The organism is Prosthecobacter sp. GW821-HT29F12, from assembly GCF_058803405.1.
Window position 1 is genome coordinate 4,056,739 of sequence record NZ_CM179517.1, and the last position, 15,807, is coordinate 4,072,545.

The following is a 15,807-nucleotide window of genomic DNA, read 5'->3' on the forward strand; positions in this document are numbered from 1 at the left end:
GCTGCAAGGCTCTCAAGAAGAGAGCCTGATGTGTAAATTCACGAATGGTTTACTTCACGTGCATCACACCGCGCATGATGAGGTAATGGCCGGGGAAGGAGCACATGTAGGGGTAGTCGCCGGGCTTGGCGGGCGCGGTGAACTCGATGACTTCTTCTTTGCCGTGGTCGAGCAGCTTGCTGTGCCAGAGGATGTCGGGGCTTTCGGGGATGAAGCCGGTGTCGAAGCCTTTGGCACCAAGTGCCATGGCTTTGATGGCGATTTCATCCACCTTGCCGGGATTCACCAGGAGGATGTTGTGCGGCATGAAGTCGGGATTGGCAAAGGTGAGCTTCACCTTCTTGCCGGCTTTCACGTTGAGCTCCTTCACGTCATACATCATGCGCTCGGGCAGTGTGGCCACGCGGATGGTGGTGAGTTCCGGCGTGTCGCTGAGGACGCCTGATTTTTTCGCCTTCTCTTCCACTTCAGCGGCGATGACACCGCCATGCATGGAGGCTTCGACGTTGAACCAGAGATGCTGCACGACGTTGGCGGCATTGCGTGCGTGCAACTCAGGCGACTTCTGCAACTGGCCGAGAAGCTCGATATTGCGAACATTGTGCTGCTGATGAATCCACAGTGCTTCGAGGAGATGATGCGCGTCTTCCTTCTTGTTCGGATCAAACTGCTTCATCCAGGCCTGCGTGGCGGCGATGACCTCCTTGGTGTCACGCTCACTAAGCTCGATGTGGGCGCGGTGGCGCACACCATCGGTGGGATGTTTGAGGTTTTCCAGCAGCGCGGGAATCGGCTGGCCGTCGATTGGAACGATCTTTTGCAGCGGGCGGCCCGTGGCGGTGATGCGGTAGATGCGGCCATGCTTGTGGTCGCGGTTGGGATCGCGCACGTTGTGCTGCATGTGGCCGATGATGACGTTGTGCCAGTCGCTCAGGTAGAGCGAGCCATCGGGTGCAAAGACGGCATCGCTGGGGCGGAAGTTTTTGTCTCCGCTCATGAGGAAGCCGCGTGAGGTCTCTTCGGTGACGGTGCCATCGGCCTGTGTGACTTTTACGGTGAGTTCGTCGCCTGCGGGTTCTCCCCAAACGGTGCCCTTGTCGGCATCACGCTCGAGATGGTAGTGCTTCACGCCGAGGAAGCCGATGACGTTGCAGATGAGGAAGTCTCCCTGCATGGCCTCAGGGAAGTGCGTGCTGCTGACGACCTCACAGGCAGTGACGGGGCGCACTTCTTTCTTCAGCAGTTCATACATTTTGAAACCGTTGCCTTCGGGGCGCACCTGATAGGCGCGGCCGCCGGTGCCGTCGGTGGCGTACTGGTAGCCCCAGGAATCAAACGAGGTGCCGTGCGGGTTCGGCGAATTGTCCGCATGCTTGGCGATGGTGAAGCGGCGCGGATCGAAGCGATACATGGCGGAGGCTCCGGTGTTCAGCGAAGGGCCCCAGGGATGTTCGTGGTTGTGCTGCATGAACACACCGCTCTGCCAGTAGAGACCACCGTCGGGACCGTAGATGAGATTGTTTGCGCCGTGGTGTGAGTCTGAGCTGTCGAGTCCCATGAGCATGATCGTCTGCACGTCCGCTTTGTCGTCCCCATCGGTGTCCTTGAGGAAGAGGATCTCCGACTGGCGGGTGACGAGCACACCGCCGTTCCAGAACTCGAAGCCGAGCGGATTTTGCACACGGGCAAATTCCGTGGCACGATCAGCGCTGCCGTCGTTGTTGTCGTCGTGAAGAATGACGAGAGCATCGTTCATTTCCTTCAGCGGTTCCCACTTCGGATAGGTCGGCCATGCGGCAACCCAGAGACGGCCTTTTGAATCAAACTGCATCTGCACCGGGTTGGCGATCTGCGGGAAGCGCGATTCATCAGCGAACAGATGAACCTCGAAGCCTTTTTTCACCGCCATGTGTTTGATGGCCTCTTCACCGCTGATGTATTTCAGGATGCCTTCCTTCTGCGCGCTGCTGCTCTTGCTGCCGCCTCCCACGTTGGAGATGACGGGCACGGGTTTCGGCACGTTGCTGTCGTCGATTTTTTTGTCGCCACCGGTGATGCGGGCCCACACGCGCTCGTCGCGGTTCGCGGTCATGACGTCGAGCATGGAAAGCTCATGCTGCAGCACGACGGCGTTGGTCTGTCCATTGGTAAAGCTCAGCGTGGAGCGGCTGCCCCAGACGTCGTTGCCGTCGGAGGCATGGTAGCGGTTGTACCAGTGCAGTTCCTTGTCCATCACGGCCTCGCGCAGCGGTTCCATGGAAGGTGAGGCACTCACCTGCTTGCCGAGCAGCGCCTTGGCGATGAATTCCGCGAGCTGTCGATCTCCCTCGATGGAGAGATGCACGCCGTTGATGGTGAGAGGCTCCTTGGCGGCCTTGAACAGCTCCAGTGAAGGATGATACAGGTCCACAAACGCAACGCCTGCTTCCTTTGCCGCTGCCTCAGTGGCCTTCGTATAGGCTTCGAGCTGGGCATTGTGCGCCTTGCCGTCCGGCACGTTCACGTTGTGCGTGTCTTCATGCGCGATGGGACTGAAGAGCACGATGCGCGGGAAGGACTTGCCGTTCGCCTTGCTACCGCGGGTCTTCTTCACGAACTCGACGAGCTGCTTCTGAAACTCCTCCGGCTTGTTGTCGTAGGATTCGTTGTAGCCGAAGAAGCCGAACACGACATCTGCCTTCACATGGCGCAGGTAGTCCGTCATGTGCGTGGCACCGCTGCTGCGCGGGTAGTTGTTCGGGCGGTCGCCGCTGGTGCTCATGTTGCGGAAGTGCACCTGCAGATCAGGAAGCTGGCTTTGCAGCAGCGTTTCGACCCAGCCATCGTGCTGCATGCGGTCAGGCAGGCCATTGCCGAGGATTGCGACGACATCACCTTTGCCAAAGGCGAAAGGCGCAGGGTCTTTGTAATCTGCAGGCACATCGGCCAGTTCAGGTTCTTTCACAGGAGCAGCGCCGCCACCGCCGGACCTCTTCTGCGCAGGCTTGCCCGGCTTGCCGTCATAGGTCAGGTAGTTCGTCTTGCCGCCGCTCTTCACATCGATCACCATTGACTCTGGCGCGGACACATTGCTGATCACGAAGACTTCCTTCCGCCCTGCATCTAGCAGTTTCAGCGTGAAGCCATCGAGGCGGAATTCAAAACCCGTGCGGTTCCAGATGCCCACCGAATCCACTGCAAAATCTGCGCCCAGATCCACTTCCCACCAGGTGTTTGGCAGGTTCTCCTTGGTGTGTGTCTGTCCGCCCTTGCCCCAGTCGCGGTCTTTGTTGCCATCCAGCGCACGTTCCGCCGGGCCGCCTGCCGTGGTGGACTGGGTGGCCTTTCCGCCTTTGGCGACATTCTTGCCACCGCTCATGACTTCAACTTCAGCCAGCGTCAACGTGCGTTTGTCTCCGGGAAGTTCGACGCGGACGTAGCGTGCAGGCTTGCCCGTGGTGAGTGAGACTTTAGCGGCGGCGGCATCGGCTTTCGTCGCCGGCTTTTCTTCTGGCTTTGATTTATTGACGGTGCGCTTCGTGTCGTTGTTCGCTGGAATCTGCGATGTGAAGCCCGCATACATTTCGGGTTTGACGCCATGGGCATAGGCACCGCCGCCAAAGGTGTTCGGCTTGAAAGGGCCGACGAAAGAAACATCGAGGTCCGGCTTGATCGCATCCTCCATGCCCAGCGCCCAGAAGATGCCGTTCACGATCATACGGCGATAGCCTTCATTCGTGATGTCTTCCGATGTGCCGTACAGCGTGGTGAAAACGCGGCCTGTTTTGCCGGAGGCAGACTTGTAGGTGCGCGTCCATTCGCTGGGCATTGGCGGCTTGGTGGCATCCGCAGGAGAATCTTGCGTCATGCCGTTCAGCGGCTGGGCCATCGTCAAAATCTCGCCATCCGTCGGTTTGCCCACATAGCCGCCTGCCTGCACCCAGATGTCCTTCACACCACGCAGAATCGGGTGCGCGGCCTTGTCCGGCACGATGGCGATGCGCGTGCTCTGCTTGTGATTGGTGCCGTAGTGGCCCACCCAGGTCTGCCCGAGTACCTGATGGCCAAAGCCCAGCTCATAGCCGCTGACCTTGCTATCAAAGGAATACTTCGCGTAAGGATCATCCTTCGTCGTCTTGAAGCCATGCGTGGCCGTGCGCAGCCCGACCACCGGACAGCCTCGGGCGAGGTAGGCGTCAAAGTGTTTCATCTGCTCCGCCGGGAACTGCTGAAAGCGCAGGAAGACCACCGCGAGATCGGCCGTGTCCAGCGCCTCCATGCCCGGCATGTTGGCAACTTCGCCCGCTACAATGTCCCCTTCCTTGTCGATGTCGAAAAGCACCGTGCACTTGAACCCCTGATGCTTCGCCAGCAGACGCGCGATGGCCGGCAGCGACTCTTCAGAGCGGTATTCATGATCCCCTGCGAGGAAGACAATGTGTTTCCCTTTGCCTGGCCCTTCGGTGCCTTCATAGACGAGTGGTGCGGCGCTCGCGAAGGTCGCGAGCGAGAAGAGGGTGAAGAGAAAAGCGGCTGGGTTGGTCATAACAGGTGGGAGCAAACGTGGGATTGCGGTGTGGTATCTCGCGGCGGGGAGCGAAACCGGACAATAAATTTTGGAGACGGGCAATATCCCTACTGGCGATAGTCCGCACCGGTGAGGCTGTGCAGCACGGACTGCTGCCAGTCGTGAAGTTCGGATTGCAGCTTTTTGGCGATGTCGGGCTGTTGATCAAAAACGCTGGTCTTTTCAGCAGGATCTGTGGCGAGATCGAAAAGCTCTTGTTTCACTGCCCCGCCCTTCTTCTGCTCATGCACTACCAGTTTGTAATGGCCGTCGATGATCGCACGTGGGCCGAGGTAATCGGCGTCGGTGATGGTGGTATGGCGAAAATTGCTGAAGTCGCGTGTGGCTTTGCCGCCTGCCTTCTTGGCAAGGGGCGTGGTGCCTTCTTGAAGTGCGGGCGCGATGTAGGGCTCGCTCTTTTTAAGATGGGCGGCATCGAATTGCCAGACCCACAGCGGTTTGGGGCGCTCAGTCATTTTTCCATCAATCGCAGGCAGAAGGTCGGTGCCATCGATTGGGCGGTCCGGCAGCGGCTGGCCGGTAAGGGCGCAGAGCGTGGGCAGGAGATCGCTGGTGGTGGCGCGGACTTTCGTGCTGCGCGGCTGCGGAATGCGCGCGGGCCATTCGATGAGGCCGGGGACGAGTACGCCGCCTTCATAGACCTGACCTTTCACACCGCGATGCGGCAGAACGAGCGAGGCATCTGGAGAAGTGCCGTTGTCGCCGCAGTAAAAGAGCAGTGTGTTGTCGCGCAGGCCGCTGGCGGCGAGATGCTTTCTCAGCGTGCCGATGGAGCGGTCCATCGCCGTGATTTCGGCATATCGTTCGCGCAACACTTCACCCTGCGGGCGTGTGGTCGGGCCGCCGGTTTCATTCGAGGTGAGCTTGACCTTTTTGTCTTTGTACTTGGCCGGCAGATCATCATACAGCGCCAGATCCTCCGGCAGCCCGCTGTAAGGCTCATGCGGTGACCCAAACCACACCACGGTGAAAAAGGGCTTCTGGTTCTTGCTGGCGCGGTCGATGAACTTGATGGCCTCGTCGATGACGATGTCGGAACTCTCGCCCTTGATGACCTCCGGCGGCCCACCATTGCGTGAGAGGGACGGATTCAACTCGAAGAAATTATCGTGCGAGACCCACTCATGAAATCCCATGGCACCAGGGCTCGTTGGTGAAGAAGCTTTGACCGGACCGAGATGCCATTTGCCGAAGTGGCCGCAGTGGTAGCCGGCTTTGGCGAGGATCTGAGCGATGGTGATCTCCTCCGGCCGGATCGAGAAGCCGGGATTGAAGGTGCCCATGCGGTTCGGGTGACGGCCCGTCATGAAACTGGCGCGTGTGGGCGAACAGCTCGGATGTGCGGCGTAGAAGTTTTCGAAGCGAAAACATGTCGCGGCCATGTCATCGAGCACCGGCGTTTTCACATGGGGATGGCCGTTGTATCCTGTCTCCTCCCAGCCGTGGTCATCACCCATCATCAGGATGATGTTGGGAGGCTCCGCGGCAAATAACGGAGCACTCATGGAGAGTGACGAAAGAAGGATGAGAGCGAGCAGGCGTTTCATAAAGCGTGCGGTTCACTTCTTCGTCGGCGGCACGACAGGCCCGGTGCCTTGCGGGCTCTTCGTGCGCGGCTTCTCGATCTTCACAGCACCGGCAGGAAGTTTTGCGGGATCAAAGGTCGAAGGTTCTGTGACTTCGAGCACTTTGAGTCGCAGGTCTTTGATGTGCACGCTGTTCGGATTGCCACGATGCAGCTGAATGGCCAGCAGACCTGAAAGGGCGCGCTTCTTCTCATCGTAGTCGGTGAGCTCAGAGGTGGTCTTGCCGTTGATCTTGTGCACCAAGTGGTTTCCGCGTGCGATGATGGTGTACTCGTTCCACTGCGAGACATCGACCTTCACCGGTTCGTGCGTGGAGAGCTTCCACAGCGCGCCGGCGGGATCGAGCGTGACGTTGGTGCCATTGAGGCCGAAGATGCCACGTCCCTTTTCTTCATAAGTCATGCCGGTGTGTTCGGTGGCGGGATGGATGTCGATCTGATAGCCGGTGATGACCCAAGGGGCGACCTCCGGCAGCTCGCGGCTGCGGTATTGAATGCCGGAGTTGTTGTCGCCCTCGACGCGCACGATGGCGTGCAGTTCGAAGTCTTTCACCTGGCCGCCGCGCCAGATGAGGAAGGAGTTGTTTGGCATGGCATCTGGCCCGGTGCAGGTGCCGATGACCTCGCCGTTTTCCACCTTCCAGAGTTTGGGATCGCCATCCCAGCCGGTGAGGTCTTTGCCATTGAACAAGGAGGTGAAGCCGTCCTCAGCGGAAGCAGCGGCGGCGAAAATGAACAGGGATAGAAGTGCTGCAGGTCTCATGAGTCGTGGGTGGGAAATTGGATCGGGCGGGGCAGGAAGAACGGGCGCTGCACAGTGATTTCTCGTCTCGCTTGCAACTTTTTCACTTCATTCCCTGTTGGTTTGCTTCCATGCGATCCCTTGCCCTTCTCTCTTTTTTCGTGCTGACAGCTTCGTTGTCTGCGCAGCAGCCACCCTATGATGTTTTTCCTGCGGCTGATCCGCCCTACTACCGCGTGCGTTATGAGGCCTCCACCCAGCCGGGGGAATTGATCTTTCCGGTCAATTACACTGTGTGGGTGCCGCCAGGTGTGAAATCCCTGCGCGGGGTGATCGTGCATCAGCACGGTTGTGGTGAAGGTTCATGCAAATCTGGTCTCACCGGTGCCTATGACCTGCACTGGCAGGCGCTGGCCAGAAAGCATGAATGCGCCCTGCTGGCCCCCTCCTATGAGCAGCCGGAGAAGGCAGACTGCCAGATGTGGTGTGATCCGCGCAATGGATCGGATGCGGCGTTTCAGAAGGCGCTTTCTGATCTCGGCGCGAAGTCCGGGCATCCCGAACTTGCCAAGGTGCCTTGGGCGCTGTGGGGGCACAGTGGTGGCGGTCATTGGGCGGGAGGCATGACTTTGCTGCACCCTGAGCGTGTGGCGGCGGCGTGCTTGCGCTCAGGCGTGCCGATGCTGGAGGCCAATCCGGCCCGGCCCACGATCAAGATCTACACTCTGTCTGAAGCAGTCGCTGGGGTGCCGATCATGTGCAATCTGGGCACCAAGGAAGGTGTGACGGTCAAGGAAGGGCGCTTTGCCGGAGCCTGGGCTTCGAACGAAACGTTCTTCACCGCCGTGCGTGCGAAGGGTGGTCTCATCGGCGTGTCAGTGGACCCACTGACCACGCATGAGTGCGGCAATCAGCGCTATTTCACCATCCGCTGGCTGGATGCCTGCCTCACCGCAAGACTGCCTGAAAAGAACGGCGGCGCGCTGAAACCGATGCCGACGAAAAACGCCTGGCTTGCTGCGCTGCTGGGCACTGAAGCCGTGCCTGCTGCCAAGTTTACGGGCGAAAAAGACAAGGCCGTCTGGCTGCCGAATGAGGCGGTCGCCAAGGACTGGGAGGTCTATGTCAAAGACACCACCGTCCCCGACACCACCCCGCCGCCTGCGCCAACTGGGCTGCAGGTGAAAGACAACGTGCTTACCTGGAAGGCAAAAGCCGATCTCGAAAGCGGTCTGGCCCATTTCATCATCGAGCGCGATGGCAAAGAGATCGGCACCGTGCCGGAGCAGCCGAAGAATCCCTTTGGCCGTCCGGTATTCCAAGGCCTGCAATACAGCGACACCCCCACAAACCCCTTGGTCGAGATGCGTTTCACCGACAAACAGCCTGAGGCAGGTAAAAAGCACCAATATCGCGTGATCGCGGTCAACACGGTGGGGCTGAAATCCGAGTAAAAGGGCGTGTTTCCTGCTGCAACTCGGGGTGTTCTGGCTACGTAGTAGTCAGACCCCCAAATCATGAACAGACGCCGTTTCATTCTCCAATCTCTGGGCACCTCCCTCGCCCTGCCAGGTCTCCCTTCACTCATGGCTGGCACTGTGGGTGGAAATTCCGCCATCCAGACCGCCAAGGGAGCAGGTGCTGGAGCGCGTCGATTTGTGGCCATAGGCAATCTGCTGGGCTATCAGACGAAGCAGCTCTTTCCGACCACCAAGGGCCGCGACTATGAGAAAACCGCGCTGCTGGAGCCGCTGTGGGAAAATCGCAGCCAGATGACGGTCTTTCGTGGCCTGGACCATGGCGTGAAAGGCGGGCACTTCGCGGTGCACTCGTTTCTTTCCGGCGTGCTGAACTCCGAGGCGCAAAACCGCCCGGATGGCAATGTGACCATCGATCAGTATCTCGCGGACGAGATCGGCTTCGAGACGCGGTTTCCTTCGCTGACCGTCGGCTCGGAAGGCGGCATTCACGGCGGCTGCCAGATCGCATGGACGAAGTCGGGCGTGCGTGTCCCTCCCGTCACGAATCCGTCGCAGTTGTTTGAGAAGCTTTTCGTCAGTGACTCCAAGGAACGTCAGGCGCGCCGGGTGCAGGAAAACCGGGTGCAGTCATCCATTCTCGACTCCGTGATGGACGAGGCCAACCGCCTCTCCAAACGCGTGAACAAGGAGGACAAGGACAAGCTGGATGAGTATCTCACTTCCGTGCGCGACGTGGAGAAGCGCTTGGAATTGCGTCAGCGCTGGGTCAGCCAGCCGAAGCCCAAGGCCCCTTTTGACAAGCCCGCGAATCACAACGCCGTGGAAGACCTGCCGATTCTGTATGAGCTGATCGCGCTGGCCCTGCAGACGGACAGCACTCGCATCGCCACGCTGGAAATCGGCGGTGACTTCATGCCGCAGCATCTCGGCATCAAGAAAGACTGGCACGGCCTCTCTCACCACGGCAATGACCCGGAAGCCATCGCGAGCCTCATCACGCTGGAGAAGTATCAGATCGAGCACTTGGGCAAATTCATCACGCGGCTCTCGAAGATGAATGATGGCGAACGCACCCTGCTGGACTCCACCACGGTGCTCTTCGGCAGCGGCATGGGCGATGGCAATTCACACAAGAACTCCGACCTGCCAATCATCCTCGCGGGCGGCGGCTACAAGCACGGCGAATTCCGCGAAGTGCCGCGTGAGGGCATCAACAAGGTGCCGCTTTGCAATCTCTTCGTGGACATCGCGCAGAAGATGGGCGTGGAAACGGATTCCTTTGGCAACAGCACCGGGCGTTTCGCGTGATGAGCATGATAGCTCCGACCACGCGTCTCAGCGCGCTGCTTTGTCTCGCGTTCCTTACTACGGCTCATTCGGCTGACGATGCCCCAAAGCTCGCGCAGCAGTTCCTCGGCAAATACTGCCTGGAGTGCCATGACGCGGATGTGCAAAAGGGCGATCGCGCCTTTGAGAAGTTCGCGCTGCCTCTGAAGTCCGTTCCGGATCTCATCGATGCGCGTGACATCATCGACCAGCTCACCCTGAAAGAGATGCCGCCGAAAAAGGCGGATCAGCCCACTGATGACGAGCGCCTCGCCATGATCCGCGCGCTGCGCGAGGGCACGGTGGCCGCCTATGGCAAATTCCAGAGCACTGGCAGCCGCACGGTCATGCGCCGCCTTTCCAGCCGGGAGTATGAGAACACTCTTGCCGTGTTGTTTGGCCGCCGGGTGGACACACTGGGCCTCACGGCCGATTTCCCGAAGGAAAAGACTAGCCAGCACATGGACAACATCGGCAAGTCGCTGGTGACGTCGGGCTTTCTCGTGGATCAATACTTTCAGTCTGCTAACCGCCTCGTCGAGACGCGACTCGGCAAGTCGGCGACCGAGCCGAAGAGCTGGCGCTTCAACAGCCACTTTGTGCAATACGAAGAGCTGACCGGCTCGCACAAGTCAGCCTTCAACTTCCGCTACCTCTGTCTTTACGAGCAGCCGAACACCGACACCCGCCAGGGCGGCTACGGCCATATCGAAGACTTCAAGCAGGGCGTGCCCGTCTCCGGTCTTTATGACATCGAGGTGGAGGCTGCTGCGATGCACCGGGACACGCACTACGATCCCACCATCTTTGGCATCGATTTTTCTGAACCCTTCATCCTCGGGGTCGTTCCGGGAGATGTGACCAAAGGCCACATCCATTACCCGCAGGCCATTGAGCCGCTTCTCGCCAGCGCCGTGGTGCCGGACAATACGCCCACCTGGTTCAAATTCCGCGTGTGGCTGGAGGCCGGGCAGACACCGCGCTTCATCTTCCCGAATGGTCCGTATGAATCGCGGGCATCCGTGGTGACGATCAACAAACGCTACAAGGACGAATTCAAGGCGGACACGGGATCCTCGGGCGTCGGTCGCGCCCACATTCTGCTGGAAGGCAAGCTCCCGCACATCCGCATCAGCGAAATCAAGATCAACGGCCCGGTGCCTGAAGAAAAAGGCGGGGCTGAAGAAATCGCAGTCTTTGGCAAAGACGGTTTCCAGGCAGAGCATGCGATGGAGCAACTCCAGGCTTTTGCGGAAAAAGCGTATCGCCGTCCGCTCACCGATGCAGACAGCAAGCCCATCCGCGCTCTTTACGACAAACGGCTGGCCGAAAAAGCCACACCGCGCCAGGCCGCGCTGGATGCGCTGAAACTGATTCTTTGCTCGCCCTCCTTTCTCTACCTGAGCGAAATCACCGAAGAGTCCGCGAAAGCGCTGAGCCCCTACGATCTCGCCTCCCGCCTCTCCTTTGCCCTTTGGGCCGCCCCGCCAGATGAAGCGCTGCTCGCGTCAGCCAAGTCCGGCAAACTCACCCAGGATGCCGAGCTGAAAAAGCAGATCCAGCGAATGCTCGCCGATGAACGCATCAGCGGCTTTGTGAACGGCTTTCTGGACAGCTGGCTGAACCTCCGTGAACTCGGCGGCATGCCGCCGCCGCGCGAGGTGGTGCGCTCCTACTATGCGGAGGATCTCCCCACCTCGATGAAAGCCGAGGCCAACCTCTTCTTCCGCGATCTGCTGAAGACCAACGGCTCCGTCATTCAGTTCATCGACTGCGACCACAGCTTCGTGGACAAGAAGCTGGCCAAACTCTACGAACTGCCCGAGCAGAAGACCCTGCGCCTCGCCGATGGTTTCCAAAAGGTCAGCCTCAAAGGCAATGCCCATCGTGGCGGCCTCATGGGCATGGCCGCCGTGCTTACTGTGAGCGCGAACGGTGTTGAGACCTCGCCTGTGACACGCGGTGTGTGGGTCACAGAAAACATTCTGGGCGTGCCGCCGCCACCACCACCGGATGTCGTACCCGCCATTGATCCGGATGTCAGCGGAGCCACCACCATTCGCGACCGCCTTGCCAAACACCGCGCCGATGCCGCCTGCGCCGAATGCCATCGCAAGATTGATCCGCTCGGTTTCAGTCTCGAATCCTTCGATCCCGTCGGCCGCTGGCGCAGCACATACCCGAAGACCAATAAAAAGGCCCCTGCTCCCAAGATAGACACGACTGGTGAATTCCCTTCAGGCGAGACCTACACCGACTTCGCCAGCTTCAAGAAACTCATCCAAGGCACCCGTGCCGATCTTTTCAGCCGGCACCTCATCCGCCAGATCCTCACCTACACCACCGGCCGAACCATGGAGCTCAACGATGACTTCATCATCGACAAGCTCCACGACAAAGTGAAAAAGCAGGGCCTCGGCCTGAACACTCTTCTCACCGAGTGCCTGATGAGCGAGGTGTTTCGCTCGCGGTAACCTTGATAGTAAAACGAACGTCCGTGTTTGTTCTCCCGCCTGCGGGCATTCAATCAACGCGTCAGCGTCTTGGAGTGCGGTGGCAGAGATGCACGGCGCAAGCCTGCATCATCGACACCGCTTTCGCGGGGTATTGAACATTCACAGTTCCCATCCCGCCGTCCGGCCTGCGAAAAGCGGCGTCGCGCCCAGGCTTGCCGCACGCACTCCAAGACGCTTCGCGCTCGCGTGAGCGCTGGAGTAGCCGGATCTTGGCTTCCTACTTCACCGCTGGCGTCGCAGCCGCCTCAGCCTTCACCTTCTTCGGCGGCGCAATACGAGGCGTCAGAAAAGAATCAATCAGCGCTTTGTCTGCTTCACACTTGGCACCTGCAGCTGGAATCTGCACACCCGCTGACCACAGCACGCCATTAATCACCAACTGGCGCATGCCTGCCTGCTCCCAGGCTGAGTGAGCATCCAGCCCACTGAAGCTAAATGAGCGTCCGCCGCTTGGGCGGTCATAGGTCCAAGCCACGACGTCCTTGTCGCCACCTTCAGGTGAACCCAGTTTTTCTTTGCCCGACCACACCAGCGGTGTGATGCCTTTCATCTCTGCTGGGAACTGGAAGTGGTTCAGCCAGCCGTCATTGATCTTCCACGGCGTGACACCGCTCGTGATGGCATGCTTTGGAAAGGTGTCATGCACACTGTCCCAGTGGCCGCGGCTTGAGAGCGCATTGTAAACACCACCGATCCAGCTCATCGACTGCTGCGCAAAAGCCGGTGTGAACTCCACCGCCTGATGAATGTTCACCAGTCCCGTCTTGCCATCGGCCATTTTTTGCACGGTGGCCACATGCTCCGGTGAGGCGAGGTAGGCCTGCTTGCCGCCGCCATCGGTGTAAAAGACCACGGCAGCCGCGCCCTCAAACACCTTCTCATCGGCAGGCCATTCTTCGTTCACCAGCACCGCATCCACTCCCGGTGTCTGCTTCAGCAGCGCCTGCATCAGGCGGCAGCCGCCGAGGTAATCATGATGCCCGACCTTGTCCACCTCCTTCACCTTGCCGGCGACGAGGACAATTTTGACGCTGTCAGCAGCCCAAGAGGAAGAAGTGCACAGGCCTGCAGCAGCGAGAGAGAGAAGAAAACGTGAGCGGGAAATCATGGTGGGTAAGTGGAAGGCAGTCTAAACGAACGCACTCACCGGGAAATGTCTCCCAATCTTCACGGCCGGGTGATCTTGCCGTCGCGCTGAAACATCTGCCAGTCGGTCGCATAGTCGGCATTGATGAGCCAGGAGGCGGTGGCTTTGTCTCCGGCAAATGAGGCAAAAGGTCCCGTGGTCAGGGTTTGATATCCCCCTTGTTTTGCATCCCAGTTTTTCCCGAGAGATCCGCTCTCAACCGTCAGCGCAGTGAGCTTCACCGGACCTTTGAGCGGATCAGCATCTGCAGTCACGCGGGCGACGAAGGTATGGCGCAGGAAGGAGAAGACCAGCGGCCAGGTTTTGTCGCCAGGTCCATGCCCAGTCTTCGGTTCGACGGCATAATTCCACAGCGCGTTGTGCTTCTTCCGCATAGCTTCGACCACTCCCATGTTTTCTTCTTTTGAGGGCCGGGCAAAGAAGGCATCATCCTCGCCAAAGATCACCAGGCCGGGGATTTGTGCCGCACCGGGTTGATAGACTTGATACGTAGTGCCGGGACGCATGGAAACCCAGCCCCAAACTCGGGTGCTTTCGGCGGGAAAGATGGCCGAGAAGCCGGTGCCGTTCGAGTGGCCGTAGAGAAAGAGCGGCGCATTTTCGAGCTCAGGGTGCTTGGCTCTTTGCCCGAAGGTCCTCAGCCTCTCATACAGAAGGCTGCGTGGCCAGAAGCCGCGCTGCATGGGATTGCCCACGAATTTGAAAATCGCGAGGTGCAGCTCGCGGGCTATCTTGCGGAGTTCGGGGTGTTTATAAAGCGCCTCGCCGCTGCCGTGGCCGGAGATGACGACGATGCCTTTTGCCACGGTGGTCTGCTCTGGCACCCACAGGTCAAACTTCACATCCTCCTTTTTGCCTTCGCCTTTTTCCTTCACGGCCTGCTGCCATTGCTCATCGGTGAGTTTCCAGTCCCAGCTTCTTTCAACAGCCTGCTGTGGTGAAGGCGCACCCCATTTGGCTTCATCGAGCACACCATTCCAGTTCTTCTGGCCTTTCACCTGCGCATTTGCCCGCACCCAGCCGAGACTGTGGCATTCGGGCAGTTGAAGCGTCTCAGTGAGCTCAATGTCAGCGGCGTGGAGATTTGCCAGCAGCAATGCGGCGACGAGAAAAAACGGCTTCATGAAATGGGTGAGTGAGTCTAGGCGATGAGCTCTTTCAGCACGCCGGAGCTGTCTCCATGGCGCTCGACGTTCACGCCCAGACCATGGAGGAGCGTCAGCCACGCATTGCACAGCGGCGTGTCTTTCGGCGCGACGATGTTGTGGCCCAGCTTGATGCCTGCGCCACCACCCGTGAGCAGCGTGGGGCAGTTGTCCAGGCTGTGCTCGGTGCGGATATTGCTGCCGTAGGCCAGGGCAATATTGTCAAAGAGACGGCTGCCGTCGGCTTCCTTGGTGGCTTTGAGTTTGTCGATGAATCCCGCGAGCAGATCGCTCTGCGTGAGGTCGCGCTGCTTGGAAGCTTCCAACTTTTCACCCATGGTCGAGTGGTAATGGCTCATGTCATGCGGGGCCACCTTGATGCCGATGCTTGTGAGCAGCGTGCTGACCGGCTGGCGGTAGGTGAGCACACGGGTGCTGTCTGTCTGCATCGCCGCGAGCATGATGTCATACATGATCTTGATCTCTTCTTTTCCAGCGAGGCCGGGGGCTGGCTCAGGAATGGGTGCCTTGGGCTGCGGCACGCCGATCCACTGCTCGTCCTTGCTCAGACGTGTTTCGATGTCGCGGATGCCCTGGAAGTATTCATCGAGCTTGCCCTTGTCCGTTTTGCCAAGGCCGCGCTGCATGACGCGGGCATTCTCCATCACCGTGTCGAGCACGCTGCGCTTCTGCGCCAGCATGGCTTTCTGCTGCTCGATGGGCGTGGTGTCTTTGGAAAAGAGCCGGTGGTAGGCTTCCACGGGGCCCTTGTGCCCGCCAATGGGTTTGCCGCTGACATCCCATGCCATCGAAAGCCCGGGGCCATGCCCTGAAGCTTCAGCGTTCTCGCTACCATTAAGCTGCAATGAGGCAAAACGCGTGTCGAGTCCGAGCTTTGCCGCCGCCACCTGATCTGCGGAGATGCTGTTGTGAAAGTTTTGTCCCGGCTCGCCAAAGCGATTCGCCCCCGTGAGCCACATGGTGCTGCCCCAGTGGCCGTCATTGCTGTACTTGTTCCAAAGCCCCTGCACGACGCTGAAGTCCGCCTTGTGCCGTGCCAGCGGCTTCAATCCTTCAGGCAGGGTGTAATCCGCACCGGGTTGTTTGATGTCCGGAAACCAGCTCTCTGTCGTGATCCCCCAGCCGAAGCCGAGAAAGACCAGCCGCTTTGGTGGAGCTGCTGGAGCAGCCGCCGAGGCAAAGCGACGGAAGCCGAGAGACTCCAGTGCCGGCAGGGCAATGAGCGCGGTGCTGGATTGAAGGAAGTGGCGGCGCCGGATGGGTGAGGTGCTCATGAT

Annotated in this window: 9 protein-coding genes; 3 read left to right on the forward strand and 6 right to left on the reverse strand. The window is 59.4% G+C overall.

What is annotated here, in order from left to right; all coding sequences use genetic code 11:
* Positions 1–49: 49 nt before the first annotated feature.
* From AC3RLQ_RS16655 to AC3RLQ_RS16665, 3 genes are all read right to left on the reverse strand, one after another.
* The gene (locus AC3RLQ_RS16655; protein WP_493029808.1) at positions 50–4,525 is read right to left on the reverse strand and encodes a PVC-type heme-binding CxxCH protein; all 4,476 of its coding nucleotides are present in this window, start codon (positions 4,523–4,525) and stop codon (positions 50–52) included.
* Positions 4,526–4,614: 89 nt separating this feature from the next.
* Positions 4,615–6,114, reverse strand: coding sequence for a sulfatase family protein (locus AC3RLQ_RS16660; protein ID WP_493029809.1), 1,500 nt, complete (start codon positions 6,112–6,114; stop codon positions 4,615–4,617).
* Positions 6,115–6,126: 12 nt separating this feature from the next.
* Positions 6,127–6,915 (reverse strand): 3-keto-disaccharide hydrolase, encoded by a 789-nt coding sequence (locus tag AC3RLQ_RS16665; RefSeq protein ID WP_493029810.1) that lies wholly within the window; start codon positions 6,913–6,915, stop codon positions 6,127–6,129.
* Between the two features lie 110 nt (positions 6,916–7,025).
* Between AC3RLQ_RS16665 and AC3RLQ_RS16670 the strand changes: the two genes are divergently transcribed.
* The 3 genes from AC3RLQ_RS16670 to AC3RLQ_RS16680 all read left to right on the forward strand — a co-directional run bounded on the left by AC3RLQ_RS16670 (position 7,026) and on the right by AC3RLQ_RS16680 (position 12,175).
* The gene (locus tag AC3RLQ_RS16670) at positions 7,026–8,348 is read left to right on the forward strand and encodes an alpha/beta hydrolase family protein (RefSeq protein WP_493029811.1); all 1,323 of its coding nucleotides are present in this window, start codon (positions 7,026–7,028) and stop codon (positions 8,346–8,348) included.
* 63 nt (positions 8,349–8,411) lie between these two features.
* On the forward strand, positions 8,412–9,683 hold the full coding sequence (locus AC3RLQ_RS16675) for a DUF1552 domain-containing protein (protein WP_493029812.1): 1,272 nt from the start codon (positions 8,412–8,414) through the stop codon (positions 9,681–9,683).
* Between the two features lie 5 nt (positions 9,684–9,688).
* Positions 9,689–12,175, forward strand: coding sequence for a DUF1592 domain-containing protein (locus AC3RLQ_RS16680; protein WP_493029813.1), 2,487 nt, complete (start codon positions 9,689–9,691; stop codon positions 12,173–12,175).
* 259 nt (positions 12,176–12,434) lie between these two features.
* Here AC3RLQ_RS16680 and AC3RLQ_RS16685 read toward each other — a convergent pair whose 3' ends face one another.
* The 3 genes from AC3RLQ_RS16685 to AC3RLQ_RS16695 are packed head-to-tail and all read right to left on the reverse strand — an operon-like array spanning position 12,435 to position 15,804.
* Positions 12,435–13,325 (reverse strand): ThuA domain-containing protein, encoded by an 891-nt coding sequence (locus AC3RLQ_RS16685; protein ID WP_493029814.1) that lies wholly within the window; start codon positions 13,323–13,325, stop codon positions 12,435–12,437.
* Between the two features lie 59 nt (positions 13,326–13,384).
* On the reverse strand, positions 13,385–14,488 hold the full coding sequence (locus tag AC3RLQ_RS16690; protein WP_493029815.1) for a dienelactone hydrolase family protein: 1,104 nt from the start codon (positions 14,486–14,488) through the stop codon (positions 13,385–13,387).
* A gap of 17 nt (positions 14,489–14,505) precedes the next feature.
* Entirely contained in the window at positions 14,506–15,804 is a 1,299-nt protein-coding gene (locus tag AC3RLQ_RS16695; RefSeq protein ID WP_493029816.1) for a DUF1552 domain-containing protein, read from the reverse strand.
* Between the last annotated feature and the right edge of the window lie 3 nt (positions 15,805–15,807).